Below are 23,581 nucleotides of genomic sequence, written 5' to 3' on the forward strand. Positions count from 1 at the left end.
GCGGTTAATCGCGTAAAGCCGTCGCAGAGGCCGGCGGACGCGCGGACGGATAGTGAACCACCTTTTCCACGGTGTAAATCGGCTGCCCCTGCGACTCAAAGTAGGTGCGCGCCAGCAACTCCGCCACCAGACCGGTCGAGAAGAGCTGAATCCCCGCCAGAATCAACAGCATGCCCATCATCATCCACGGCGCATGCACCGTAAAAACATCCCCGCCGACTAAGAGCTTCTTGGCCGTCAGGACAACCCAAATGCCGAGGCCAATAAACAGCGCCAGCAGGCCTGGCATGCCGAAAAAGTGCAGTGGACGGGTGACATACTTGAGCAAAAAACGCACGGTGACGAGATCAAACAGTACGCGAAAGGTCCGCGACAGACCGTAGTGTGATCGCCCGTCCTCGCGGTTGACGTTTTTGATGGGGACCTCAATGATCCGCGCTCCGTTCCAACTGGCAAGCGCTGGGATGAAGCGGTGCAACTCACCATACAACCGAATGCGTTTGATGGTATCGCGCCGGTAGGCCTTGAAAGTCGTTCCGAAATCGTGGAGTTTGACGCCCGACAGCTTGGCCATCAACCAGTTGGCGACGCGCGACGGAATGCGCCGCAGCACGAGATTGTCCACCCGCTTGCGCCGCCAGCCGCTCGCAAGATCGTAGCCGGCGTAGATCGGCTCCACCAAGGCGGGTAAGTCAGCTGGATCGTGCTGCAAATCGCCGTCCATTGAGACAATGATCTCGCCACGGGCGTAATCGAATCCGGCGGCCAAGGCCGGCGTCTGGCCGAAGTTACGCTTGAGTTTGATGACCGTCACCCGTGAGTCACTGGCGGCGATGTCGGTCAACCGCTGGTAGGTCTGGTCACAGCTGGCGTCATCCACGAAGATGATTTCAAAGGATGGGTAATGAGCCTCAAGGACGGCGCACAACCGCTCGTACAGCTTTTCAACGCTGCTTTCTTCGTTGTGCATCGGGATGACCACAGAGAGTTCCGGCGTCGAGTCTGGGCGCTCTGCAGCGTCAAACATAGTCATTCGTGGTGATTTGTAAGTCGCTGAAGTTGACGAGTTGAATGTTTCGCCGTTTGATTTCCGCCCGCACGCGGGCGTCCGTCAGGGCGGCCAGCTCTCGTACCCGCGCTTCCTTCAAGCGCGTCGGGTAGCGTCGGAGGGTGTCGTCCCAATCAGACGGGTGACACATTAGTTCGCTCACGCCGACAGGTAAAAGGCGAAGTACGTAGCAGAGAAGCGCCGGGTTAAGCAATCCTGTGTGGGCAAACCCGAAAAAGGCGTCCGGCGCACGCAGGCCCGTTGTACGCAATCGCGCGTGGAAAACCGTTTCGTAACGAACCAACGCCAGCGCGCTAACTTTTTGTTTGATGAAGGTTACGACTTCACCCAGCCGCAAACCGGTCGTTGAGACGAAGGTAAGACGTTCGTAGGGACGCCGTATGTACCGGACGCCGTAGGCTTCGGCTACACGCAGCATCACATCGAGCACCAAGGGATGGGCATGTGTGTGTTTGTGGCTGTCGAAGTGTGTCGGTTGCAATCCCGCCGCCAAAACCTTCTCCACTTGGGCGCGGAACTCCACTTCGATCTCCGTCGGCTTGAGTTCACGCCGCACGAGCCGCCGCAGAAAAACACCGAAGTCGTTCGGCATGGTTTCGTCCGGCCCCAGCAGGCTGCGCACGGCGGCCGGCGGCGCAACCGGCGGCCCGCCTAAGAGGACAAGATGGACGCCGACGCCAAGTGTTGGACAGTCGCGGGCGCGCGCCACAGCGTCGTCAAAGGCTGCGCCGTTCGCCATCAGCGTCGTACTGGTGACGACGCCGGACTGGTGCGCACGGATGACGCCAGTATTGACGCCGACGCACATACCAAAGTCATCCGCATTGACAATGAGCCGCCGGCGCGTCATCCAGCTCCCGCTCCCACCGCCCGCCGCCGTCGCGCTTCATAGAGCAAAATCGCGGCGGCGACGGCGACATTCAGGGATTCCACGCGGCCGGCCATTGGAATGGCGAGACGCGCGTCAAACTGTTGTTGAACGCTGTCGGTTGCAGTGCGCAGGCCGTGGGCTTCCGAACCAAACCAAATGATGACCGGACGCCGCCAGTCAAAAGCGTCATACGGCGTATCGCCGTGCGGGTCGGCGGCGACCAAGCAAACGCCCTGCTGACGCAGCCGGCGTACTTGCGCCATTGTTTCCGGGCCAGCAAGGATTGGTAGGCGAAAGATCGCTCCGGCGGATGCCCGTAGCGCCTTTGGCTGAAAGGGGTCGGCCGTTCCGACAGTCGCCATCACCGCCGTCGCGCCGGCGGCCTCCGCCGTCCGAATCAGGGCACCAAGGTTACCGGGCGACTGCAGACCATCGGCGAGGACGAACAACGGCGACTCGTCACCCCAAGCGTCGGGGAACGCAGCGATGGGGCGGCGTCCAAGAGCGACGACGCCGGGTGCGGTTTCAACATCGCTAATGTGCGCCATGAGCGTTTCCGGCAGCAGGGCTCCGCGACAGGGTTGCTGTCGCAGCGCGCTGAGTAGTGCTGCGCCGCGCGATGTTTCCGACAAACGCGGACTGTAGGCGACAGCTTCCAAGGGAAGCGCACTGCGTAGGGCTTCCTCCACCAGCCGAATCCCTTCAATGAAAACCACCCGCCGTTCACGCCCGTCACGCGCGGCGAGAAAGCGTTTGACAAGCGGGTTATTTCGACTTGTGATGGTTTCAATCAGCATGGGGACAGTTTAGTCGGTCCGGCGCAAGGCGTCGGCCACTTCATCCCAGTTGATGGAGGAGCGAACCAAGAAGTACCCGGTGACGGGGGTAATGGCGTCTATTGTGACAAAGTGCAACGGCCGCAGTCGGCGACCAGCGATGACATATTCCAAATTGAGCGCCGCGCGCACTTCTGGAATCCGGTTCAAGTTGACTTCAAGGCCGCGCCCGTCAAAGTGGATGCCGGCGGAAGGATCGCCCGCTTCGCGCAGCGCCTGGGCGTCGCCGAGGAGGCGGCGGAACAACAAACTTAGTAAGTAGGCGGCGGCGCGCTGCCACAGGGTTGTCCCCTGAACTGTGACGCGACCGGCCGGGATAAGGTAAACTCGTCGTCGGTAGCGGGTAAACGTTACGCTTTCAATCTGCAATGGTACGCTGACGCGCGCGAGGAAAAATCGCTCGCTCCGCGCCGTGATGGTAAAACCGCCGTCGTACGTAATGAGTGACACGTCGCGCACGCCGCGCATGGGCGTCGTCGCCAGCGCCGTGTTGAGATGCGCTTCCGACACGCGGATTTCCCCAGCCGCTAGGCGCGCCAACGTGTTGTCTTGGTGTAGTTTAGCTAATATATCGAGTACGCTTTCACTGCGCTCCCAAGCGTTCCGCAACCATTGCCACATGATTGACGCCAACGACGTCTGGCGACCGCGCCGGGAAAGGTCAAGAGTCTGTTTGACAATCAAAAGACGGCTTCTGTACAGTCTGGCGCGTTCCGCCCACAGTTGCCCAGCATTGTCGCGCGACGTCCGTCCTCTCCTTCCGTTGTGTTTCTGATTTGGCTAAAGCTATGAAGCGCTGCGTTCTCTGCGGCAAGGAATTCGACGACAACATGCGGTTTTGTCCGTTTGACGGCGGCGCTTTGGATGCGGTGGAAAGCGACGCCCTAATCGGCCGTACGCTCGATGGGAAATACCACATCGAGGCTAAAATTGGCGAAGGCGGGATGGGGTCTGTGTATCGCGCGCGCCACGTCTTGATGGATATTCCGCTTGCGATCAAAGTACTACATCCGTCATTGGTTTCCGACGCCACTTCCGTCGCGCGCTTTCAACGCGAGGCACAAGCGATGGCGCGAATTCGGCACGCGAACGCCATCGCCGTCAGCGACTTCGGCATCACGGACGATCAAATCAACTACATCGTCATGGAACTGTTTGAAGGGGAGTCGCTGCGGAAGGTTCTCGAGCGAGAGAAAAAGCTGCCATACACCACCGCCATTGCTGTTGCGCGTCAGGTGTGCGGGGCGTTGGAAGCGGCCCACCGTAGTGGAGTTATCCACCGCGACATCAAGCCGGAAAACATTTTCGTCTCTCCTCAACCTGATGGGTCGTACTTTGTCAAAGTCATTGACTTCGGCATCGCCAAGATTGTGACGGACACCTCGAAGGGCGGCCCGCCGCTGACCCGCCAAGGCATGATCATCGGCTCGCCGCACTATTTGTCGCCGGAGCAATGCACCGGGCAGGAACTGGACGCCCGCTCGGATATCTACTCGCTGGGCATCGTCCTCTTTGAAATGCTGACCGGACGAGTGCCGTTCACAGCGGTGACGCCGGTGGCGGTCGCCCTGCTGCATGCAAACGAGCCGCCGCCAAGCCTACGAAGCCTGAACCCCGAAATCCCGGAGGCGCTTGACCGACTGGTGATGCGCGCGTTGGCGAAGTCCAAGGCTGACCGGCCGGCCAGCGCACAGGAGTTTGCCGAGGAACTGGAACGAGTCGCACGACTCGTCAGTCCATCGTTTGACCCGGTGACGCCGCTGGTGGAGAAAATCCTAACCGCCTCCGTCACGCCGCGTAACGGACCGCCGCCCGCCTCCGAGTCGGCCCGGCGTCCAGCCGCCACCGAGCCTACTCCGACCGAGGGTCAATCTCGGGTCGTCGGCGCAGCAGCAGAGGGCACCTCGTCGGCGGGTTACACTTGGACAGGGGGCAGCTTGGCGACATACGGTCAAACTTCTACCGACACCGAGACGCGGCTGCGCTGGGTGGTGGCGGCGGTTGTCGTCGCAGTTGCCGTTATCCTTGGCTTCCTGTTGTACATCTTTTCGTAACCATGGGGCGTTTCCAAACGCCGGACAAGGCAAAGCAAACATGCGTTCACCCGTGGTCTTTTCCGCCCTCCTCTGGTTGTGTTGTGTGACGACGCTTGCCGCGGCGCAGGCCGTCCCCGGCCCAAAGCCAAAACTGCGTTACGGCGATCCCGGCTTTGTGGGCGCACGCATTCGTTTTGAATGTCGGAGTTGCTCACTCCCGGACGTGATCCAAGGGATTCTGGTAAAGGCTGGTGTCCGCTTTGACTTTCCTGACGCCCAGCAGTGGCAACGGGTCGCCGATACGGTGGTCGCCCAAGATGAGCCGTGGAACGTCGTCTTAGACGCCGTGCTAGCGCGCCATCAATTGCAGGCAAACTGGTCGGAGTTAGGGCGGTTGGTCATTACGCGCCGCGTAGCGCCGGTGGCGACCGGGCCGGGCAAGTTTGGACAGCTCCTTGTGGGCCTGCCGCCTGTGCCGACGAGTGTCGCCGTCCTAAACACAGCTTCGCGCGCCATTGAAGCGGAGCGTTTTTTCAAAGAAGGCCTCGGATACTATTTCCTTGCTAACCCGGATGACTCACGTATTGCGCTGACGCGCTTTGCATGGGCGACGCGCATCTTCGATGAGGTGGAGTATGCCGGACGGGAAGCGTCGGCGCTTTACCTGCTCGGTGCCGCTTTTCTGGACCTTGGACAAGCGGCCAAGGCGCGCGAGGCTTTCAAGCGCGCCCGCGATCTGGGCCAGAACGCCGGTAACCAACGCGCCCTTCTGCTGTCAGAGGTACACGCCGCCTACTTGGATGTCCTTGAAGGGAAAGCGTTGGACACAGCGCGGCGCGCGGCGACCGCCGGATTTGATTTTGTTCAAAACGTCACCGCCCGTACGAACTTGAGCGGTCGCCCGCTCGTGGACCGTGAGCTAGACGCCATGCTGGCGACGGCCGCCGGACGTATTTTCTTCCGGCTCGGCGACCTAGAAACGGCCTACGCCGCGTTTGAGATGGGGCTTGAAGCCTACACGGCGTTGGATGACGGCGCACGGGGCGTCATTGAAAACGCTGTTTGGCTGGAGCAAACCGCACTGCGACTTGGCCGGCGCGAGGAGGCTCAGCGAGCGATTGAAATCGGGCGCGGCGTGCAACGCACGGCTCGTTCGTCTCGTCTGCAAACTGCTTTCCTCGCTTGGATGGGTGTCGTGTACGGCGAGACGGGTGACTTGAAGAAAGCGGTGGAACTGCAGCGGGCGGCGTTGGCTGAACTGCGCCAGTCTCCGGATCGAACGCTGGAAACGGGCGTGCAGTGGAATCTGGCGCGGGCGCAGGCGGCTTTGCAAAATTTCACCGACGCCCGCCGCAGCTATGAGGCTGTCCTTCAACTCAATGAGAAGGACACTGACCCCTTCTGGCGGAATCAAGTTCAGGAAGCGCTTTCACGGTTGCCGTAGCCAGGCGGCCGCGGCTGTTGTTCTCTGCCTACGCTGGGCGGCAGAGCCATGCGCCGGTGCTGCTTCCCAGCAGATGGCGCTGCGATGGCGCTTAGGTGTGCTTTCCCGAGGCAGTGTGGCGCATTAGCCTGCCAACCATCTGACGCAGCTCACGCCGAGGCGTCGCTTTACTAACGCCGCTTCCTCAGCCCGCCGTTGTGGTCGCTGTCGTCGTTGCGGCAGGGCGGAGTTCTTCCTCCGGGCGCAGATAGCGAATCGTCCGCCCAGTAGTTTCAATGCGGGGATGGTACACCTCCGACTGATGGCCATGGCGGGCAAAACAGGCCTGCATGGCCGCAGCGATACCGTCTAAGTTGTGTGACGCTAGCGCCAGCGCCGACGGGCCAGCGCCGCTCAGCGCCGTTGCCCATAGGCCGTCGCAATCAAGTTCCAAAATCTCGGTCAAACCCGGCACATACGGTGCTCGGTAAGGCTGGTGCAGGTGGTCGCGCATCGCCTCGCGCAACAGATCGTAGCGCCGGTGTTCCAGTGCGCCGATAAACATCATCACATGCTGCATCTGGAAAATCGCTTCGGCGCGCGGGATGGCGTCAGGCAGAATCGCCCGCATCTGTTCGGTCGGCAACGCAAAGTCCGGCGTGACGATGATTAGGTGGATGTCCGACGGGAAAGTGCGGTGAAACAGAATCGGTGTTCCGTTGGCGCGTCCACAAGACGTAATCCAACCGCCGTAGCGCGCCGGAGCAAGGTTGTCCGTGTAGTTTTCAAACACCATGGCATGGCGTAACAACTCGCTCTGGGCGAACTCCATGCCAGTGACGGCTTCCACGAGGGCTACTCCGGCGATAATAGCGGCAGCGCTGCTGCCCAGTCCGCTGCCAAGTGGAATGTCGTTGATGATGTGCAGGTCAAGCGGCGGTAAATTGACGTAGGCGCGCGCCGCCGTGTGGCGGGCGACACGGCAGATGAGGTTTTCTTCAGGGTCAAGCGGGATGCCGGCCGCATGCCGGCCGGCCGCCGATAGTCGCCAGTCGGCGGCCTCCAGTCGGACTCGTCCCCGCACCCGAAGGTACAGGCTAAGGGCCAGTCCCATCGTGTCGAAGCCAGGGCCTAGGTTGGCGGTTGACGCCGGAACACAAATCTCAAAACTTCGCGCCGCCATGCTTTCTCTTAGTTGATGGCTTCCGGTCGGACGCTTCTCAACCAAGCCACGGATTACACCATGGCGACTTTGGCGGCAAGGGAACGAATCGAGACGGCAAACAGCGATGCCCTTTCTGGATACAGACGGTGTTCGGCTCTACGTGCAGGTCGTCGGCGACAAGGGACTCCCGATCATTTTTGTCAACGGCTGGGCGGCGACCTGCCGGATGTGGTCGCCACTGGTCGAGCGGTTGTCCAAGCTGCACCGGTGCGTGCTGTATGACCCGCGCGGTACGGGACGGTCACTGGCTACGACGCTGGGTGTGAGCTTTGAGGTTGAGGATGCCGTCGCCGACTTACACGCCGTTCTCCGGTATGTTAGCGGTTGGGACGCCCATGTGGTCGGACAGGGCATTGGCGCTGTTGTGGGGCTGCTGGCCGCTCGTGAGCGCCCCCAGAACTTTTCTTCGCTGACCTTGATCGGGACGGAATGCCCGCCGCCGCCGTCCGGATCGGATCGCGAGGTGGAAACCGATCTATTGCTGATGCAGGCGCGAATCCTCTTGCAGGAAGCGGCGACCATCCCCTACGTCCGCCAACTGTTGCTGTGGCGCTACCGACGTGTACCGGAACCATATCGAACCGACCTTTACGAAGACTTTGCTGCGACCGACCCGCGCGCTGCCTATGGGTTAGCCCGATCCGTCCGGGACGTGGTGATCCGGACTCGTTTTTGGGACGCCCTGCGCCACGTTCCGCTGCCTATTTTGCTCGTGCGCGGCGCTTTCGACGACGTACTGCCTTCCACAGTCCACCGCGCCATGTTCGATCGTATCCAACGCGGACAAACGGCGACGGTGCGCGACGCCGGACACCTGCCAACGCTGGAATACCCGGACGAGTGCGCCGCATTGCTGGTGAACTTTTTCCGTACGGAGTCGTTGCCCGCCTACCGCCCCTAAGCCGTCCGACGCCGCTGACGCCAAGCCGCAGCGAAGACTGCTTGGCGCACGGACGCTTCGCGCCATACGGTTCGTAGCCGGTTGAAGCGCACCGACGCAGCGTTATAAAGTTTACCTTTTGTTTCACCGCCTCTTATCTGATTTGAAAGGAACCGGCGCTGCGCCGATCTGCGACGCGCTGTGCCTTGGAACTGGTTGGTTATGCAGTATGCCGTCATTTTTGGACTCACCGTGATCGCGCTCGGCTTTGCCGCTTTTCTCGCCAAAAACGTGCTAGCGCTCGAAACGGGAACGGAAGCAATGCGAAAAATTTCCGACGCCATCAAGGAAGGTGCGGAAGCCTTCCTGCGGCGTCAAAATGTAACGATTGCTTATTTGGCTGTGGCGTTGGCAGCCTTGATTTTTATCCTCTACGCCTTCGTCCGCACGCCCAGCATGAACGATCCCGTCAAGGACCCGCGCGTACTGGCGCTTGTTACGGTGGTTTCGTTTTTGCTTGGAGCGACCTGTTCAGTGGCGTCGGGCTACATTGGCATGTGGATTTCAATTCGCGCCAACATCCGCACGGCGGCGGCAGCGCTGACAAGTCTCAACGGCGCGCTTCAGGCAGCGCTGCGGGGCGGAGCGGTGGCAGGCCTGCTCGTGGTGGCGCTCTCGCTGCTTGGCGTCGCCGGGCTTTTCGCCGTGGTGAACCTGCTCAACCTCACCGACACGAGCAAGATACCATTGCTTATTGCAGGCTATGGCTTTGGGGCGTCGTTTGTGGCGCTGTTTGCGCAGTTAGGCGGCGGCATCTACACCAAGGCGGCGGACGTGGGCGCGGATTTGGTCGGCAAGGTTGAGGCCGGCATCCCAGAAGACGACCCACGCAATCCGGCCGTCATCGCCGATTTGGTCGGTGACAATGTTGGAGACTGCGCTGGACGCGGCGCGGACCTGTTTGAATCCATGGCGGCGGAAAACATCGGCGCGCTGATTTTGGCGTCATCGCTGTTTACGGCGAATGTGACCGCATTTGAAAAGTCTCAGCAGTTAGGCGTTTTGCTGTATCCGCTGGTAGTCGGCGCCTTCGGGCTGCTAGCTTCGATGGTGGGCGTGATGGTGGTGCGGACGGATGAAAAGGCCGACCCGATGAAGGCGCTCAACCGAGGCTTCTACCTAACCTGCGTGCTTGCGACGGCCGGGTTTTTCGTGGCGTCGAAGTGGCTGCTGGCGAGCGCGGCCGCGCCAAACGCCTACCTGAGCTTTTTCGGCTGTGGCGTCGTCGGGATTTTGACCTCGCTGGCGTTTGTCTTCATCACACAGTACTACACCGAATATCGCTACCGGCCGGTGAAATCCATCGCTGACGCTTCCAAGACCGGCCCCGCCACGAACGTCATCGTAGGCATCGCGGTCGGTTTAGAGTCCACGGCTATCCCGGTCATTGTGATTTCCATCGCCGTCCTAACTTCGTACTACCTTGGGATGAATTCCGGTTTCGCTAAGGCGGGTCTTTTTGGGACGGCGGTGGCGACGATGGGGATGCTGGGGACAGCCGGCTATATTCTTGCTATGGACACCTTCGGACCCATCACGGACAACGCCGGCGGCATTGTAGAAATGTCGGAGCAACCGGATGAGGTGCGCGAGAAAACCGACCGCCTCGACGCCGTTGGCAATACGACCAAGGCGCTGACCAAGGGCTACGCAGTCGGCTCAGCGGCACTGGCGGCATTCCTGTTGTTTTCCGCTTATCTGGACGAAGTGCGCAGTTACTGGCCCTTCACCTACGGCCCGACGCTGGAACGGATTGATTTGGCCAAGCCGGAGGTGTTCATCGGCGCGATGATTGGCGCAATGCTCGTGATGCTCTTTGCCTCATTGGCCATCAAGGCGGTGGGTGCGGTGGCGCAGGAAGTCATTACGGAAGTGCGGCGGCAGTTCAAGAGCAACCCCGGCATCATGAAGGGGACAAGCAAGCCGGACTACGGCCACTGTGTGGACATTGTGACGCGCGGCGCGCTCAAGCAAATGGTTCTGCCGGGCGCATTGGTTGTCCTGACGCCGGTTGTTGTCGGGGTTGTCTTTCGTCAGATTTACATCTCACAGGGCATGTCCTCGGTCAGTGCCACGGGTGCGGAAGTCGTCGGTGGGTTGCTTCTGATCGGGACGATTGTTGGCATTCTGATGGCGTTGTTTTTGAACAACGGCGGCGGCGCGTGGGACAACGCCAAGAAGTACATTGAAACCGGCGCTTACGGCGGCAAGCGGAGCGACGCCCACAAAGCGGCCGTTGTGGGCGATACGGTGGGCGACCCGTTCAAGGATACGGCCGGGCCGTCACTGCACGTGCTCATCAAACTGCTGGCGACGATTACGCTGGTGATGGCGCCGCTGTTTATCTGAACGACGCTCAAAGGGACGGCTTCCCAGTCGTCTCTCGCTATGCCCTGCGTGACCTTGCCGGTGCTTTACCCGAAAACCATCGTCGCCGGTTTGGCGCTGACCGGCGTCACGTTGGGGTTGTTTGCCTACACGGTATTTCTGCGCCGTCCTTGGTTTGGGCAATTGAGCTATGAACATCACCAGTGGCTGACGGCCAATACGCTCCGCTTCGCACGCAACTGGCACACCGAGGGACATTGGGCGCTCGGTTTGGCGCTTTTAGACGAGCCTAAGTCTATCGAGTTCCCAACGCTAGTCAGCCGCGATCCGTATGTGTCTTATCCGCCGGGGTTTGTCCTGACGGCTTACGCCTACGGCGTCTTGCGCGACGGTGAGCCGACCATTCGCGCCATTATGGAGTGGAACCTCATCAACCATGCGCTCATCGCCCTGATGTTGGGCGCAACGGCGTTTCTCGTACTGCGCCGGCTGCGGTTGGATCGTGCGCCGGCGGCCTTTCTGGCGACGGCGCCACCGGCGCTGGCGCTGCTATCGCCGGGTCCGCTCTACTGGTACCAGAACGTCTATTTCGCCGACCAAGCGGTCTTGCTGCCGTTTACGCTGTTCGTTTTTTTAGAGGCGCTGCGTGACGCCTTTCCTGCCGCTCGTCCGGCCTGTGACCGATGGCTGGTTTTGATAACGGCGTGGGGCGTCGCCTGCGATTGGCTGTTTGTTTGTCTGTTGGCGGTCGCCTACGTAAAGCGTTTGGTTGACGGCGACATTCCGCTCCCGTGGCGGTCACTGAAGCGCTGGCTGCTGCGCAGCGTCCGGTTTGGCTTGGGCGGGCTGGTTACGCTGTTGCTGTTCTTTGCCCAACTGTATGTTCTGGGCATGCTGCCGCGCCTGAAGGAGCGATTCTTAGAGCGCATCGGCGCAACGGAAGTCAACGCCAACCTAACGGAGCGGTTCAACGCCGTCTTCTAGGGCGAGTATGTCCCGGCGCAGTTTGGAACGCTCGGCCCGGTCCTCGCTTTTCTCGCTTTAGCTGGATGCTTTGTCCTTGGCGGTTGGTTGTGGCGGCAGGCGGCGGGCGGGCGCGAGTTGCAGCCCGGCGTTTCACTTGCCGTCTGGACGATGACGCTTTTTACCGTCCCCTGCTTCTTGCAGGTGTACGCCCTCCGCAACCATTCGGCGATTCATGACTTCAGTGCACTGAAGTTTGTGTTGCCGATGGCGACGACGCCTTTTGTTCTGCTTCCGACCGCCGTTTTGACGGACGTTGCGCCGGCGTGGTCGGTGCATCGCGCCGGACGCTGGAGCGTCGTCGCCGCCTTACTCGTCGCCGCGTCGGCTTATGTTGCGCCGGCGCACGCCAAGTTTCAGACGCTTTTCCCCGAACCGTCTCCGGTCATTGAACCGTTGGGGCGGTTTGTCCGCGCAGCCGTTACCGAATCCGACATTGTCTTTTCACCCGATTTTGAGATTCCCACCCACCCGCCGCACCTACTGGCGATTTCCGGCAAGCGGGTTTATTACGCGCCTTCGCTGGCGGCGATTGCAGCGGATGTCGCCCGTTACGCCGGGCGGGATTACAACGTGGTGTTGCTGTTCCTCCGTCCGCTCGACGCCGACTGGGAGCGCGAGCTGGCCGGGACGCGGGGCGTTATGGCGTCCGGCGTCCTTCTGTATCGCTTCGACGCCAAGAGCTTTGCAGCATTGGCGCAGCGTGCCGCGCCGCGACCGAATGAACCGCCGATGCCGGCGTTGTCGGGTGAATATCGGTGGGATGTGGAAGGTTTCTTTCGCCTGCTGCCGCGTACCGCCACGCCCTAGCGGGCTGGTGGGACAACGCCACCGTGGTGACGGCGGCCGCCGGCGGAGCAACCGCCGTCGTCAACCGGTGTTGTTGGCTGTCCCGCTCGCTCCGCTGCCGCGCCCGTGAAACGGCTCTAGAGCAACTTCCGCCTAAGCGGATAATGGCCGGTGTGAATCGCCCAAAAGGTAGCGGCTCAATCGCTACGTTGTCTTGGAAAGCGCGCCCTAGTCTTCTCCTTGCGCCTTCGTATAACCCGCCTCGCCGTTAAACTCTTGCAGTTTCTCGATGTGCATCCAGCGGTATTGCGCGCCGATGCGTTGTACCAACTCAAGAATCTGCGCGTCCGTTACATCGCTCGCCGCGTCGCGCCCAATGAAGCGGCAACGGTAATGATCCACGCAGTCCGTCATCGCGCCAACCGACGGATAGACCTTTGTCCCCCGATTAGAGATCATCTTGAGCTTGAGCGCTGTTCCTTCCGCCAATGCCTCCAACGCCGGACCCAGTTGCTCCGGCAACTGCCCGGTCTCGACAAAAAGATCCGCGCCGACGGTACGCCGAACTTCCACCTTTACTACATCCGGCGTAGACGGAAATACCGGCATCTGAAGCGGTTTGTAATCACGCACACGCCAGTTCTCCGACTTTTTGCCGAGGTTGGCGATGATGGCGTCGGTGAAGGCGCGCGTCCCGACGGCTTTTTCATCCCCGACGACATCACGGGTCAGGATGCCCTGCTCAAGCGTGACAAGCAGCGCGTGTTCGATTTTAGCGGCGGCTTCAAACTCACCCAGATGCCGCAGCATCATCACGCCCGACAGCAGCACCGCCGTCGGATTGATGACATCCTTGCCGGCGTACTTCGGCGCTGAGCCGTGGACGGCCTCGAAAATCGCCACTTCACTGCCGATGTTCGCCGACGGCGCAAAGCCCAAGCCGCCGATGAGTCCTGACGTGAGATCGCTGATGATGTCCCCGTTCATGTTCGTGGTGACGATGACATCAAACTGCTCGGGCCGTTTCACAAGCTGATGCGCGCAGTTGTCAATGATGATATGGTTGGCTTCAATGTCGGGGTATTCCGGCGCAATGGCCTCGAAGGTGCGTTTGAGCATGCCTTCGGTCTGCTTCATGATGTTGGACTTTGTGGCGCAGTGTACTCTCGTTCGCCCTTCTGAACGGGCCAATTCAAACGCCAACCGAACAACCTTCTCACAGCCCTTGCGCGAAATCAGCTTCAAACACTGCGCCACGCCCGGCGTCTGCATGTGCTCGATGCCAGCGTAGAGGTCCTCAACGTTTTCACGCACAACGACCAGATCAAGCCGCCGACCGGTGAAGGGCGTAACGACGCCCGGCATTTCACGCACCGGGCGAATATTCCCGTAAGTCTCAAACAACTTCCGCAAGGTGACGTTAGCGCTCTTCTCACCGAAGCCGACCGGCGTTTCCAGCGGCCCTTTGAGCACGACGCGCGTTTTCGTAATGGATTCAATCGTTTCAGGCAGAACACCCGACGGCACGCCCTGCTGAAAAACACTCGCTCCGGCGGCGCGTTCTTCCCAGGCCACCGCCGCGCCGGCCGCCTCAATAATGCGCCGTGTCGCCGCAATGCACTCCGGTCCGATGCCGTCCCCCGGAATGAGCGTCACCAGTTTTTTGCCGTCCTCCGTGATATGAAACTTCATGGCGTTGATGACCTCAAAGGAAAATGTACGAAAGCGTACGAATATGGCGCGAGTCTAGTGTGCTTCATGAGAACGGTCAAGGAAGTGCGACGGCGCGCCGACCTGTAGGCAGCCTGTCGCTGGTCTGATGCCAAGGGACATACTGCCGCTTGTGTGGAGAGCGTAGGAGTTTGGCGCGCTTACTGAAATGAAACAGAAGCCGCCGAACAACTCTTTTGATATGCTCGTTCGCTGAATCGAGGAGGTTGTCCGAGGTCGCTGTGGAAAGTATCGCGCGGTTGATTCCCGATGTGATCAAGTTCGCCGATGGGCAGGCGGATGTTGTTTCCGCCGCCTGCTGCGCCGCGTGGGGATTGGCTGTTGGTGACGCAACGCTCAAGGTCAGTCGAGCGATAACGCTGACCGACCGAACCCTCACCGTGGCAGTGCAGGACGCCCGCTGGAAACGCCAACTGGAGGCGCTTGCCCCCCAGATCCTCTTCCGCCTCAACAGCATCTTGCGGCAGCCGCTGGTGACGCGAATTCACCTTGTCGTGGATCGGCGGTTTGTCGCCCGTACGCCGTCGCGTGCGGCGTCACCACTGCCGGCGGCGATGCGCCCTGAACTGCTCCCTGAAGAGATTGTCGCCGGCGCACAAGCCATTGCCGACGAAGACCTGCGTACACAGTTCCTCCGCTTGGCGGCCGTGTGTCTGGGCCGCGGTTGCGGGTAGGCGTCACTCCCGCTGCGCGCTGCGGCGGTGATAGATGCACGACCCTGAGGCCAACGGTAAAATCCTACCTGCTTGGCCACATCTTGCGCGGTAGCTTCACCTCCACCCGTCTGGGGCGGGCAAAGTCATACGCTTTCATGTTTCTTTGCGCTGTTTGCCACTACGCGCTGGATGACGAGCTGCGGGTTGACCCCTCCACGATGTCGCGCTTGTCGCGCGACTTGCTCCATCTCAATCTACCGTACTGGGATGAGCAGGAGGGCATCTGCCGGGACTGTTTTGACCGCTTCGCGCATGCGCGCGCACGAGTCAGTCTGTATCTGCCCTCAGCCGACGGGGCGGCGCTCCCTCGCTTCAAAATCCTTCCGACGCCATTACGGTTGGGCGCGAGTCCGCGCTATACGGGACGCGGCGTCACCATCGCATTTCTCGATTCCGGCTTTTATGCTCACCCAGACATTACCCAGCCAGTCAACCGCATTCTGCACTACCACAACATCCTGACGCGCCGCGCCAACCCAGCCGAGTTATCCACGCCGGATGAATCCAGTTGGCACGGTTTGATGACTTCGGTTGTGGCGGCGGGGAATGGCTTTCTCTCTAAGGGGCTGTACCGTGGGATCGCCTCTAGCGCCAAACTGGTACTGGTCAAGGTCGGCACAACGCGCCGGATTTACCACGACGACATTCGGCGCGGCCTGGATTGGGTGTATCGCAACCGTGAACGCTTTGGCATCCGTATCGTCAACCTGTCGTGCGGCGGCGACTATGAGGCGTCCTACCTTGAAGATGCCCTCTCCCAGTCAGCCGAACGACTGGTCAAAGCCGGTGTCGTCGTGGTGGCGGCCAGCGGCAATGCCGGACACCAAGCGGAACATCCGGTGCTGCCGCCCGCTAGCGCTCCGTCAGTCATCGCCGTCGGCGGCTTCGACGACAAGAATACGCTTGACCCCAACGAACACGATGTCTACCACTCCAGCTACGGCGTCACGCCCGACGGTCTTCAGAAGCCGGAAGTCATTGCGCCCAGCATTTGGATTGCTGCACCGATTTTGCCAGGCACGCCGACGGCCCAGCAGGCCGCACTCTACGAAAAGCTCACGCACGCGCCGGACAGCGAACTCAAGTCGCTTCTAGCGCAGCACGCCGGCATTGATCCTGAATTGGACGCGGCCGCCCACCTTGAGCCGTACCAACTCCGTCTTCTTGTGGAAGGCAAAATGCGCAATGAGAAGGTCATCTCCGGCCACTACAAACACGTGGACGGCACCTCCTTCGCCGCGCCGATTGTCTCCTCGATTGTGGCGCAGATGCTGGAAGTCAACCCGCGCCTCACGCCACAGCAAGTCAAGCGAATTCTCATCCGTACAGCGCGGCGACTCCCAAACGTTGATCCCGACCGCCAAGGATGGGGCGTGGTCAACGCCCGGCTGGCGGTCGCCGCTGCCCTCAACGGGGGCGACACACCAAGGTTAGGGAACTACCTCCACCTCAACGGAGTTTGAGGGCGCGCTTTCATTGCCGAAAATATCTACCGCTGTCACGAAATACCGATAGAGCTTGCCGCCGATGCCGGTGCGATCCTGAAACGTCGTGCGCTGAATGGGCGTCGGCGTCAGCTTGATCGGCGGAGACGCCTTCCCTGGCTCGCTCTCAACCTCGCTCCGATAAATGAGATAGCCGCGCAGGTCGGTTTCCGTATTCGCCGGAAAAAACAAATTCACCAACCCGGCAGCCGAAGCGCCGGTTACATTGGTTGGCGCGGCCGGTGGGAAGGTGTCTACTGGGCGCACCTGCAACGGCGGTGTGTCCTGACTTTCAATCAGTTCGCCGCGAACAAGGCTGACCGCCCGCACAACGTACTCGTACGTTTCCCCAAACACAAAGTCAGTATCGGCGAAGGTTGGAGCGGTCAACGGCACGTCATTGCGCCGCGAGAGCACTCCACCGTCCGTTCGCCGCCGATAGACATTGAACTGCACATCGGCGGCTGGCGAGCCGTCGAGGTTGCTGGTGGGCGGGCGCCACGTTAGGCGCACGGCGTCCTGCGTGACTTCGGCGCGCAGTTCGTCGGGTGGTTGCGCAACAGCCGCCGCCGGATAAACGACGGCATAACTCGACAACGGAGACGGCCGCCCCTGGGCGTCCACCAAGCGCACGGCGTACCGAATCCGTCGGCCGGACCAACCGGCGTCTTGCGGGTCAAATCGGTCAGTGTAGGTTACCGACACAGCCGCCGCCAACGCCGCCTCATCAAGGAAGCCGATCAGCCGCGCCTCGCGCAGGAAAACGTCTTCCGGCAGCGCCGGCGGCGCATCGCGCGGTTCAACACGGCGCAGAACCTCGGCACGCACCGCCCGCGCCGGTCTGGTAAAGCGCAAAACGATCTGCTCACCGTACTGCGTGACGGTTAGGTCGCCAGCCGCCGCCAATGTAAAGCGCGGCGGCGGAACCGGCGGGCCGACCTTGGCGCAGCCAAACCCGCCGACGACGGCGGCCAATCCACTCCACACCAGCCCCAACTGCATCCAGCGCCGGACTGCCCGGCTACAGGATGTACTTGCTGAGGTCTTCATTCTGGACGATGTCGGCCAACACCTTGCGGACGTATTCGGCGTCCACCCTAAAGTGTTTGTTTTCCAAATCCGGCGCAGCGAAGGAAACCTCGTCCAGCACCTTTTCCATGACCGTATGCAGCCGGCGCGCGCCGATATTTTCAGTGTTTTGGTTGACCGTGTAAGCGAAGTCGGCCACTGCTTCAATGGCGTCTTCAGTGATTTCCAAGGTGACGCCTTCGGTTTCAAGCAGGGCGACGTACTGCCGAATCAGCGAGTTGCGCGGTTCTGTCAAAATCCGTTTGAAGTCTTCCTTGGTCAGCGGGTCCAGATTGACACGAATCGGAAACCGCCCTTGGAGTTCCGGAATCAGATCGGAAGGTTTGGAAACATGAAACGCTCCAGCGGCGATAAACAGGATATGGTCAGTGCGCACCATGCCGTAGCGCGTGTTGACCGTTGTGCCTTCAATGATCGGCAGGATATCGCGCTGGACGCCCTCGCGGGAGACATCTGGGCCGCTGCCGTTTTCGCGTCCGGCGATTTTGTCAATTTCGTCAAGAAAGACAATACCGGACTCTTCGACGCGCTCAACCGCCAGCCGCGCCACCTGATCCATGTCCACCAGCTTTTGTTCCTCTTCTTGCACGAGGTACTCAATGGCTTCACTGACGGACATCTTACGCAGCTTAGTGCGTGTGCCTGGAAAGAGGCCAGACAGCATGTCGCGGAGGTTGATGTCCATCTCCTCGACGCCCTGCGGCGTGATGATTTCGATGCCGGACGGGAAGCTACGCTCCTTGACCTCAATTTCGACAATCCGATTGTCGAGCTTCCCTTCCCGCAACTGCTGGCGGAGTTTTTCGCGCGTCCGCTGAAAGGCGGCTTCGTCTTCCGGTAGGACTGATTCGCCGTCCCGGCGTGCCGGTAACAAGATGTCCAGCAGACGTTCCTCGGCGTTTTGGCGTGCCTTTTCTTCGACTTCGGCGATTTTTTCCTCGCGCACCAAGTCAACCGCAATGTCCACCAGATCGCGGATGATGGATTCCACATCCCGCCCGACATAGCCAACTTCGGTGAACTTGGAGGCTTCCACCTTGAGAAACGGTGAGTTGGCTAGACGAGCCAGACGACGGGCGATTTCCGTCTTCCCGACGCCGGTAGAGCCAATCATGATGATGTTTTTTGGGATAACATCCTGAGCGAGGTCGGGCGGCAGCTTCTGGCGGCGTACCCGGTTGCGGAGCGCAATGGCAACGGCGCGCTTTGCCGCCGCTTGGCCAACCACATGCTTATCGAGTTCTTGAACAATCTGACGGGGTGTAAGGTCGTCAAGTCGCGGCGTTTCTTCAACAGTACCGGGTAAGTAGATGACCATGGAGGTAACGACGCAGAGGCTTCACTTGAGAATGAACGTTCCCGCCGAGCAGCCGGCGGCAGCGTAGGCGGAACCTTGGCCGCCTACGTGCACATAATCTGATTGGCCCGGCTTGTCAACGGACGAACGGCAATGCCGCGCCTCTCCCATTACAGGCTTCCACTGCATTCACATCTAAAGTCGGATGGAAAGCCTTGCAACTCTACTTGGCGTCAAGCCAGTTCGCGCCGATACGGGTTTCCACAACCAGCGGGACGGTCAACGTCGCCACGCCTTCCATTGCCGTCTTGACCAGCGCCGCCACGCCCGGCGCATCCTCCGCCGGCGCTTCCAGCAGTAGTTCGTCGTGCACCTGCAACACCAACCGCGCTCGTGGAAAGACGCGCGGTAGTTGATCAGCGACCGCGATCATGGCCAGCTTCATCAAGTCCGCCGCCGTCCCCTGAATCGGCGCGTTGATGGCCTCCCGCTCGGCGCGCGCGCGCAGCGTGAAGTTCCGGCTCTGCAAGTCCGGCATGCGGCGTAAGCGCCCGTAAAGCGTCCGCACAACGCCCGTCCGCCGCGCTTGTTCCGGCGTCTCGTCCATATACCGCTTGATCCCCGGATAGGCGGCGAAATAGGCATCAATCGCCTTTTTGGCCTCCTTGCGCCCGATGCCGACGTTGCGCGCCAAACCGTACGCCCCAACGCCGTACGCAATCCCGAAGTTAGTCGCCTTGGCCAAGCGGCGGGTGGCGCGCAGCTCCTCCGGCGTCTGCGCGCCGAACACGTCGCGCGCCGTCCGCTCGTGAATATCTTCCCCAGCTTGAAAGGCGGCCGTCATGCGCGCATCGCCGGTGATGTGCGCTAGCAGACGCAGCTCAATCTGCGAGTAGTCAGCCGAAATAAGCAAGTTGCCCTCCTCGGCGACGAACGCCCGGCGCGTCCGACGGCCCAGCTCCGTCCGTACAGGAATGTTTTGCAGATTGGGTCGCACCGACGACAGGCGGCCGGTCGCCGTCACCGTCTGGGTGAACGTTGTGTGCAGACGGCCGGTCTTGGGATGAACCAAGCGGGGCAAGACAGTGACGTAGGTGTTGAGCAGCTTTTCGTACTCCCGGTACTCCAGAATCAACTTCGGCAAATCATACTTTTCCGCTAGCTCTTCAAGCACATCGGCGCTGGTCGAAATCCTGCCGGTCGCCGTCTTCTTTGAGGTTTCATAGTTGAGCCGTTCAAAGACTTCGGCCACCTGCTGCGGCGAGTTGATGTTGAATGGTCCGCCCGCCAGTTCGTGAATTTCGGTCGTCAGTCGTTCCAGTTCAGCCCGCAGTTCGGTCTCAAGCTCCGCGAGCGGCGTCGGCTCGATGCGGACGCCGGCGCACTCCATCTCGTACAACACCGGAATCAGCGGCAGTTCCATTGTTTCATAGACATTCAGCAAGCCCTCGTCGGTCAACTTTCTCCGCAGCGCTGACTGCAGGCGCGACACGACATCCGCCGGATCGAGCTGTGCGTATGCGGCGGCGTCCAACGCAAGGTGTGTTTCAGCCAACGCAGCCAACGTCAGACGTTCGGCCTTGACGCCCGGATCAAGCAGGTAGCCCGCGAGCAACACATCGTCGGTCAAACTTTCAAAGCGGAAGGTTCGCGTCGGATCGAGGGCGTACTCCGGCGAGGCTGCACCGTGGGGGGGACAGTTGATAAGGTACAGCGCCTGCTTAGCGTCGTAACCGGCTTTCTCGATCAAGCCGTTGGCGAGAACTTCCAGAAGGGCCGCCGTCGTTTCCGTGTCAAGCAGCGTCCGTTCAAAATGCAGTGCGTGACCGACGCCGAACGATAGACTGCCGCGCGTTACCACGCCGGCCTCATCTTCAAAATGAAAGGCGCAGCGGTCGCGCGCATACACGTTATCCAGAGCACGGCGGAGTTCCGCCGGGTTTGCGAGCGTTTGGTAGTTCGTCAGGATTTCAACTGTCGGCGTTGAGGATGGCACCGCCGCCGGAGCAACGAGCAGTTTGGCGAACTCGGCAGTGAGCGCCTTGAACTCTAACCGAGAAAACAGCGCATGACAGGCGGCCGCATCCGGCGGACGGCTGCGAAAGGTTTCAAGATCGAGGACGACAGGCGCTTCGCGGCAAATCGTCACCAACCGCTTAGCCAGTCGAATGGCCGCTTGGTGGTCGCGGAGCGCCTCGCGGTAGGTCTTGCGCGACACTTCGGCGTAACGCTCCAGCGCTGCGTCCAGCGAGCCGAACTGGCGAATAATCTGCACCGCCCCCTTTTCGCCAATTCCGGGAGCGCCGGGGATGTTGTCCGAACTGTCACCCCACAGGGCCAGCACGTCAACAACCTGCTCCGGCGGAACCCCTATCCACGCCTCAACCCCGGCACGGTCGCACAGAACAAACTCGCCTGACTTGGTATCCACGCGCAGCAGACTGACGCCGTCGCCGACAAGCTGCGCCATGTCCTTGTCGTTGCTGACGATGACGGCCTCCAGCCCCTGCTCGACGGCGAGCCGCGCTAGCGTGCCGATCAAGTCGTCCGCCTCATAACCGTCCACTTTGACGCGCGCAATCCGCAGCGCGTCGCAGACTTCCTCAATGACCGGAATCTGTTCTTGGAGGTCTTCCGGCATCTCGGCGCGGTGGGCTTTGTAAGCGTCGTACCAAGCCTTGCGAAAGGACGGCGCGGCCGAGTCCATGGCCACGACGAGGTACTCCGGCGTGTAGGTCTTTTGCAGCTTGCGGAGAATTGAAGTAAACCCAAACACCGCGTTGGTGGGTTGCCCCGCTTGAGTCGCCAGCCCCCGCACGGCGTAGTAGGCGCGGTAAATGTGCGCCATGGCGTCCACTAGAAAGATTCGATGACGCGGCGCAGGCGCGGTGGTCATAAACAGTCGTCCCGTCCCAGTGTATTATCGTCCGGCGCGGGTTGTCTCGCTTCGCGTCGGATGCCTCATCGGTTGTTGACGGTAGAGCCGTGAGCCGTTCCCACCGGCTTCAAAGCGGCTTCTTCTCATTCCACGCCCGTCGGAATCAAACACCCTCGTTTGTCGTAAGACCCCAACCACTGCCCCTCAAGCAGGGTACGTCCGTGCTATGCTTCAAAGATTCCAAGGATACGGAGCCGCCTCCGCTATCCACAACCGCTCGTCCGCCGACCACTCCGCCACATACTGCTCGCAATTGCGCCGAAACCACAGCGCCTTCTCCGTCATGGCGCATAGCCTCTTTGGGACAGCGCGACGCCAGCCAGCCAACATAACGGGCGGACGACAGGGGTCACTGCCGGGCGAGATATTGCTGCAGAGCCTCTAACCCACGTTCAATGGCTTCCAGCGACAACGAATAACTCAGGCGTAAGTGACCTTCGCCGGCGCAACCGAACGCCGTGCCTGGCACGGTCGCCACACGCGCTTCATTGAGCAGACGGAGGGCAATCTCGGCGCTCGTCCCGCCAAGGGAGGTGACATCCGGGAAGACGTAAAATGCGCCGTCCGGCACAGGACTGACAGGCAAGCCCAGTTCGTTGAGTCCGGCAATGAGCCGGTCGCGCCGCCGCCGATACGCCGCCCGCTGCTCCGCAAAGAAGCTTTCCGGTATGTCGCGCAACGCCGCCAACGCCGCCCACTGCGTCGGCGTACTCACGCCATTTGTCGAGTAGAGAACGGAGGTTTTGATGCCCGTGATAAACGGCTCCGGCGCAACGGCGTAGCCGATGCGCCAGCCGGTCATCCCGTACGACTTCGACAGCGTATAAACTGAAATTGTCCGGGCGTACATCTCCGGCAGGGCGGCGATGGAAACATGCTCGCCGTCATAGACCAAATCTTCATAGGCTTCGTCTGACACCACCACCAAATCGCGCCGCCGGGCGAACTCGGCGACGGCCTCCAAGTTGGCGCGAGTGAGCACTTGGCCCGTCGGATTGTTGGGGGTGTTGACGAGAATCGCGCGCGTGCGGGCTGTCAGCCGCGCCGCCAGCGCAGCCTCGACCCCCTCCGCAAGCATCCGCGCCGTCTCAACGCAAACCGCTCGCCCGCCCGTCATGTGAATGAGGTCACGGGTAGGCGTCCAGTAGGGTGACAGCAACAAAACCTCATCCCCCGGATCAAGCAGCGCGTTGAACGCGCCGTACAAACCCTGCATGCCGCCGACGGTGACAACCACATGCGACGGCTCGGCCGGGATGCCGTTTTTTCGGCGCAGCTTATCAACGATGGCCTCAATCAGCGGCGGGATGCCGCTTGACGGCGCATAGCGCGTTTTGTTCTCCGCTAGTGCGCGGCGCATCGCCGCTTTGATGGTTTCTGGAGTCTCGAAAAAAGGCTCACCTCCTTCAAACTGGTGTACCGTCTCGCCAGCTGCTTTGAGTTCCAAGACACGGTTGCGAATACGGACGATTTCTGAAAAGCCGACATCCGCAAAGCGCGCCGACAAGCGCAGATTCGTTATCGCCGGGGAAGGCATGGGAGCTGACATCGTTTCTTGCCTCGACACAGGGTGAGCTGTGTGTATGTTGCATCACGCTGGACGTGTGGCCAACCTTACGCTATCCCTACTGGTGACGCCAGCGAAAGGCTTCGGTGAAGCGCCGTCCAAGATATCTTGGCGCTTCGGAACCTGTGATCCTTCATTCCTTTCTGCTTTGAGAGCTAAGTTTTTACTTTCACTTTGACGCCCGGCGGGTGCTTTGTTAAAGTCGCGCGCTCAGAACCA

At 60.8% G+C, this 23,581-nt stretch carries 18 protein-coding genes; 8 read left to right on the forward strand and 10 right to left on the reverse strand.

Translation table 11 applies throughout. From position 1 onward, the window contains the following. Positions 1-4: 4 nt before the first annotated feature. The 4 genes from NZ585_03420 to NZ585_03435 are packed head-to-tail and all read right to left on the reverse strand — an operon-like array spanning position 5 to position 3,397. Entirely contained in the window at positions 5-1,027 is a 1,023-nt protein-coding gene (locus NZ585_03420; protein ID MCS7079086.1) for a glycosyltransferase family 2 protein, read from the reverse strand. Next, complete coding sequence (locus tag NZ585_03425; GenBank protein ID MCS7079087.1) at positions 1,020-1,919, reverse strand: ChbG/HpnK family deacetylase; 900 nt, start codon at positions 1,917-1,919, stop codon at positions 1,020-1,022. The genes NZ585_03420 and NZ585_03425 overlap by 8 nt, the downstream gene beginning before the upstream one ends. Next, a complete protein-coding gene (locus tag NZ585_03430) occupies positions 1,916-2,737 on the reverse strand; it encodes an RNA methyltransferase (protein ID MCS7079088.1) in 822 nt (273 codons plus the stop codon). The genes NZ585_03425 and NZ585_03430 overlap by 4 nt, the downstream gene beginning before the upstream one ends. A gap of 9 nt (positions 2,738-2,746) precedes the next feature. Next, positions 2,747-3,397 (reverse strand): hypothetical protein, encoded by a 651-nt coding sequence (locus tag NZ585_03435; GenBank protein ID MCS7079089.1) that lies wholly within the window; start codon positions 3,395-3,397, stop codon positions 2,747-2,749. A gap of 167 nt (positions 3,398-3,564) precedes the next feature. On the opposite strand from NZ585_03435, the gene NZ585_03440 reads away from it, so the two are divergent. Beyond that, complete coding sequence (locus NZ585_03440) at positions 3,565-4,830, forward strand: protein kinase (protein MCS7079090.1); 1,266 nt, start codon at positions 3,565-3,567, stop codon at positions 4,828-4,830. Between the two features lie 85 nt (positions 4,831-4,915). Continuing rightward, a complete protein-coding gene (locus NZ585_03445; GenBank protein MCS7079091.1) occupies positions 4,916-6,256 on the forward strand; it encodes a hypothetical protein in 1,341 nt (446 codons plus the stop codon). A gap of 184 nt (positions 6,257-6,440) precedes the next feature. Here NZ585_03445 and thrB read toward each other — a convergent pair whose 3' ends face one another. Further along, positions 6,441-7,418: a homoserine kinase gene (gene thrB / locus NZ585_03450; protein ID MCS7079092.1), complete on the reverse strand. Its 978-nt coding sequence runs from the start codon at positions 7,416-7,418 to the stop codon at positions 6,441-6,443. 106 nt (positions 7,419-7,524) lie between these two features. On the opposite strand from thrB, the gene NZ585_03455 reads away from it, so the two are divergent. From NZ585_03455 to NZ585_03470, 4 genes are all read left to right on the forward strand, one after another. Further along, positions 7,525-8,361, forward strand: a complete 837-nt coding sequence (locus NZ585_03455) for an alpha/beta hydrolase (protein ID MCS7079093.1) — start codon at positions 7,525-7,527, stop codon at positions 8,359-8,361. A gap of 201 nt (positions 8,362-8,562) precedes the next feature. Then, positions 8,563-10,749, forward strand: coding sequence for a sodium-translocating pyrophosphatase (locus NZ585_03460; GenBank protein ID MCS7079094.1), 2,187 nt, complete (start codon positions 8,563-8,565; stop codon positions 10,747-10,749). 39 nt (positions 10,750-10,788) lie between these two features. Further along, positions 10,789-11,712, forward strand: a complete 924-nt coding sequence (locus NZ585_03465; GenBank protein MCS7079095.1) for a hypothetical protein — start codon at positions 10,789-10,791, stop codon at positions 11,710-11,712. 150 nt (positions 11,713-11,862) lie between these two features. Continuing rightward, a complete protein-coding gene (locus tag NZ585_03470; GenBank protein MCS7079096.1) occupies positions 11,863-12,561 on the forward strand; it encodes a hypothetical protein in 699 nt (232 codons plus the stop codon). A 207-nt stretch (positions 12,562-12,768) separates the two neighbouring features. Here the strand turns inward: NZ585_03470 and NZ585_03475 are convergent, their stop codons facing one another. Continuing rightward, positions 12,769-14,232 (reverse strand): NADP-dependent isocitrate dehydrogenase, encoded by a 1,464-nt coding sequence (locus tag NZ585_03475; GenBank protein ID MCS7079097.1) that lies wholly within the window; start codon positions 14,230-14,232, stop codon positions 12,769-12,771. Between the two features lie 260 nt (positions 14,233-14,492). Here NZ585_03475 and NZ585_03480 point away from each other — a divergent pair, with 260 nt between their 5' ends. Next, positions 14,493-14,945, forward strand: coding sequence for a DUF721 domain-containing protein (locus NZ585_03480; protein MCS7079098.1), 453 nt, complete (start codon positions 14,493-14,495; stop codon positions 14,943-14,945). 137 nt (positions 14,946-15,082) lie between these two features. Then, positions 15,083-16,450 (forward strand): S8 family serine peptidase, encoded by a 1,368-nt coding sequence (locus NZ585_03485; protein ID MCS7079099.1) that lies wholly within the window; start codon positions 15,083-15,085, stop codon positions 16,448-16,450. Here the strand turns inward: NZ585_03485 and NZ585_03490 are convergent. From NZ585_03490 to NZ585_03505, 4 genes are all read right to left on the reverse strand, one after another. Beyond that, entirely contained in the window at positions 16,418-17,473 is a 1,056-nt protein-coding gene (locus tag NZ585_03490; protein MCS7079100.1) for a fibronectin type III domain-containing protein, read from the reverse strand. The two genes, NZ585_03485 and NZ585_03490, sit on opposite strands and share 33 nt — an antisense overlap. 19 nt (positions 17,474-17,492) lie before the next feature. After that, positions 17,493-18,878, reverse strand: a complete 1,386-nt coding sequence (hslU, locus tag NZ585_03495) for an ATP-dependent protease ATPase subunit HslU (protein ID MCS7079101.1) — start codon at positions 18,876-18,878, stop codon at positions 17,493-17,495. Positions 18,879-19,080: 202 nt separating this feature from the next. Continuing rightward, positions 19,081-21,753, reverse strand: coding sequence for a DNA polymerase I (gene polA, locus NZ585_03500; protein ID MCS7079102.1), 2,673 nt, complete (start codon positions 21,751-21,753; stop codon positions 19,081-19,083). Between the two features lie 391 nt (positions 21,754-22,144). Then, positions 22,145-23,344: an aminotransferase class I/II-fold pyridoxal phosphate-dependent enzyme gene (locus NZ585_03505; GenBank protein MCS7079103.1), complete on the reverse strand. Its 1,200-nt coding sequence runs from the start codon at positions 23,342-23,344 to the stop codon at positions 22,145-22,147. Positions 23,345-23,581 lie beyond the last annotated feature (237 nt).

The sequence above is a fragment of the Chloracidobacterium sp. genome, from assembly GCA_025057975.1.
In the GTDB taxonomy this organism is placed as follows: domain Bacteria; phylum Acidobacteriota; class Blastocatellia; order Chloracidobacteriales; family Chloracidobacteriaceae; genus Chloracidobacterium.

Excerpts from the sequence above, each read along its gene's own strand:
- NZ585_03420 (MCS7079086.1), bottom strand. The coding sequence starts at position 1,027 with ATGTTTGACGCTGCAGAGCGCCCAGACTCGACGCCGGAACTCTCTGTG.
- NZ585_03425 (MCS7079087.1), bottom strand. The coding sequence starts at position 1,919 with ATGACGCGCCGGCGGCTCATTGTCAATGCGGATGACTTTGGTATGTGC.
- NZ585_03430 (MCS7079088.1), bottom strand. The coding sequence starts at position 2,737 with ATGCTGATTGAAACCATCACAAGTCGAAATAACCCGCTTGTCAAACGC.
- NZ585_03435 (MCS7079089.1), bottom strand. The coding sequence starts at position 3,397 with ATGTGGCAATGGTTGCGGAACGCTTGGGAGCGCAGTGAAAGCGTACTC.
- NZ585_03440 (MCS7079090.1), top strand. The coding sequence starts at position 3,565 with ATGAAGCGCTGCGTTCTCTGCGGCAAGGAATTCGACGACAACATGCGG.
- thrB (MCS7079092.1), bottom strand. The coding sequence starts at position 7,418 with ATGGCGGCGCGAAGTTTTGAGATTTGTGTTCCGGCGTCAACCGCCAAC.
- NZ585_03455 (MCS7079093.1), top strand. The coding sequence starts at position 7,525 with ATGCCCTTTCTGGATACAGACGGTGTTCGGCTCTACGTGCAGGTCGTC.
- NZ585_03460 (MCS7079094.1), top strand. The coding sequence starts at position 8,563 with ATGCAGTATGCCGTCATTTTTGGACTCACCGTGATCGCGCTCGGCTTT.
- NZ585_03465 (MCS7079095.1), top strand. The coding sequence starts at position 10,789 with ATGCCCTGCGTGACCTTGCCGGTGCTTTACCCGAAAACCATCGTCGCC.
- NZ585_03470 (MCS7079096.1), top strand. The coding sequence starts at position 11,863 with ATGACGCTTTTTACCGTCCCCTGCTTCTTGCAGGTGTACGCCCTCCGC.
- NZ585_03475 (MCS7079097.1), bottom strand. The coding sequence starts at position 14,232 with ATGAAGTTTCATATCACGGAGGACGGCAAAAAACTGGTGACGCTCATT.
- NZ585_03485 (MCS7079099.1), top strand. The coding sequence starts at position 15,083 with ATGTTTCTTTGCGCTGTTTGCCACTACGCGCTGGATGACGAGCTGCGG.
- NZ585_03490 (MCS7079100.1), bottom strand. The coding sequence starts at position 17,473 with ATGCAGTTGGGGCTGGTGTGGAGTGGATTGGCCGCCGTCGTCGGCGGG.
- hslU (MCS7079101.1), bottom strand. The coding sequence starts at position 18,878 with ATGGTCATCTACTTACCCGGTACTGTTGAAGAAACGCCGCGACTTGAC.
- polA (MCS7079102.1), bottom strand. The coding sequence starts at position 21,753 with ATGACCACCGCGCCTGCGCCGCGTCATCGAATCTTTCTAGTGGACGCC.
- NZ585_03505 (MCS7079103.1), bottom strand. The coding sequence starts at position 23,344 with ATGTCAGCTCCCATGCCTTCCCCGGCGATAACGAATCTGCGCTTGTCG.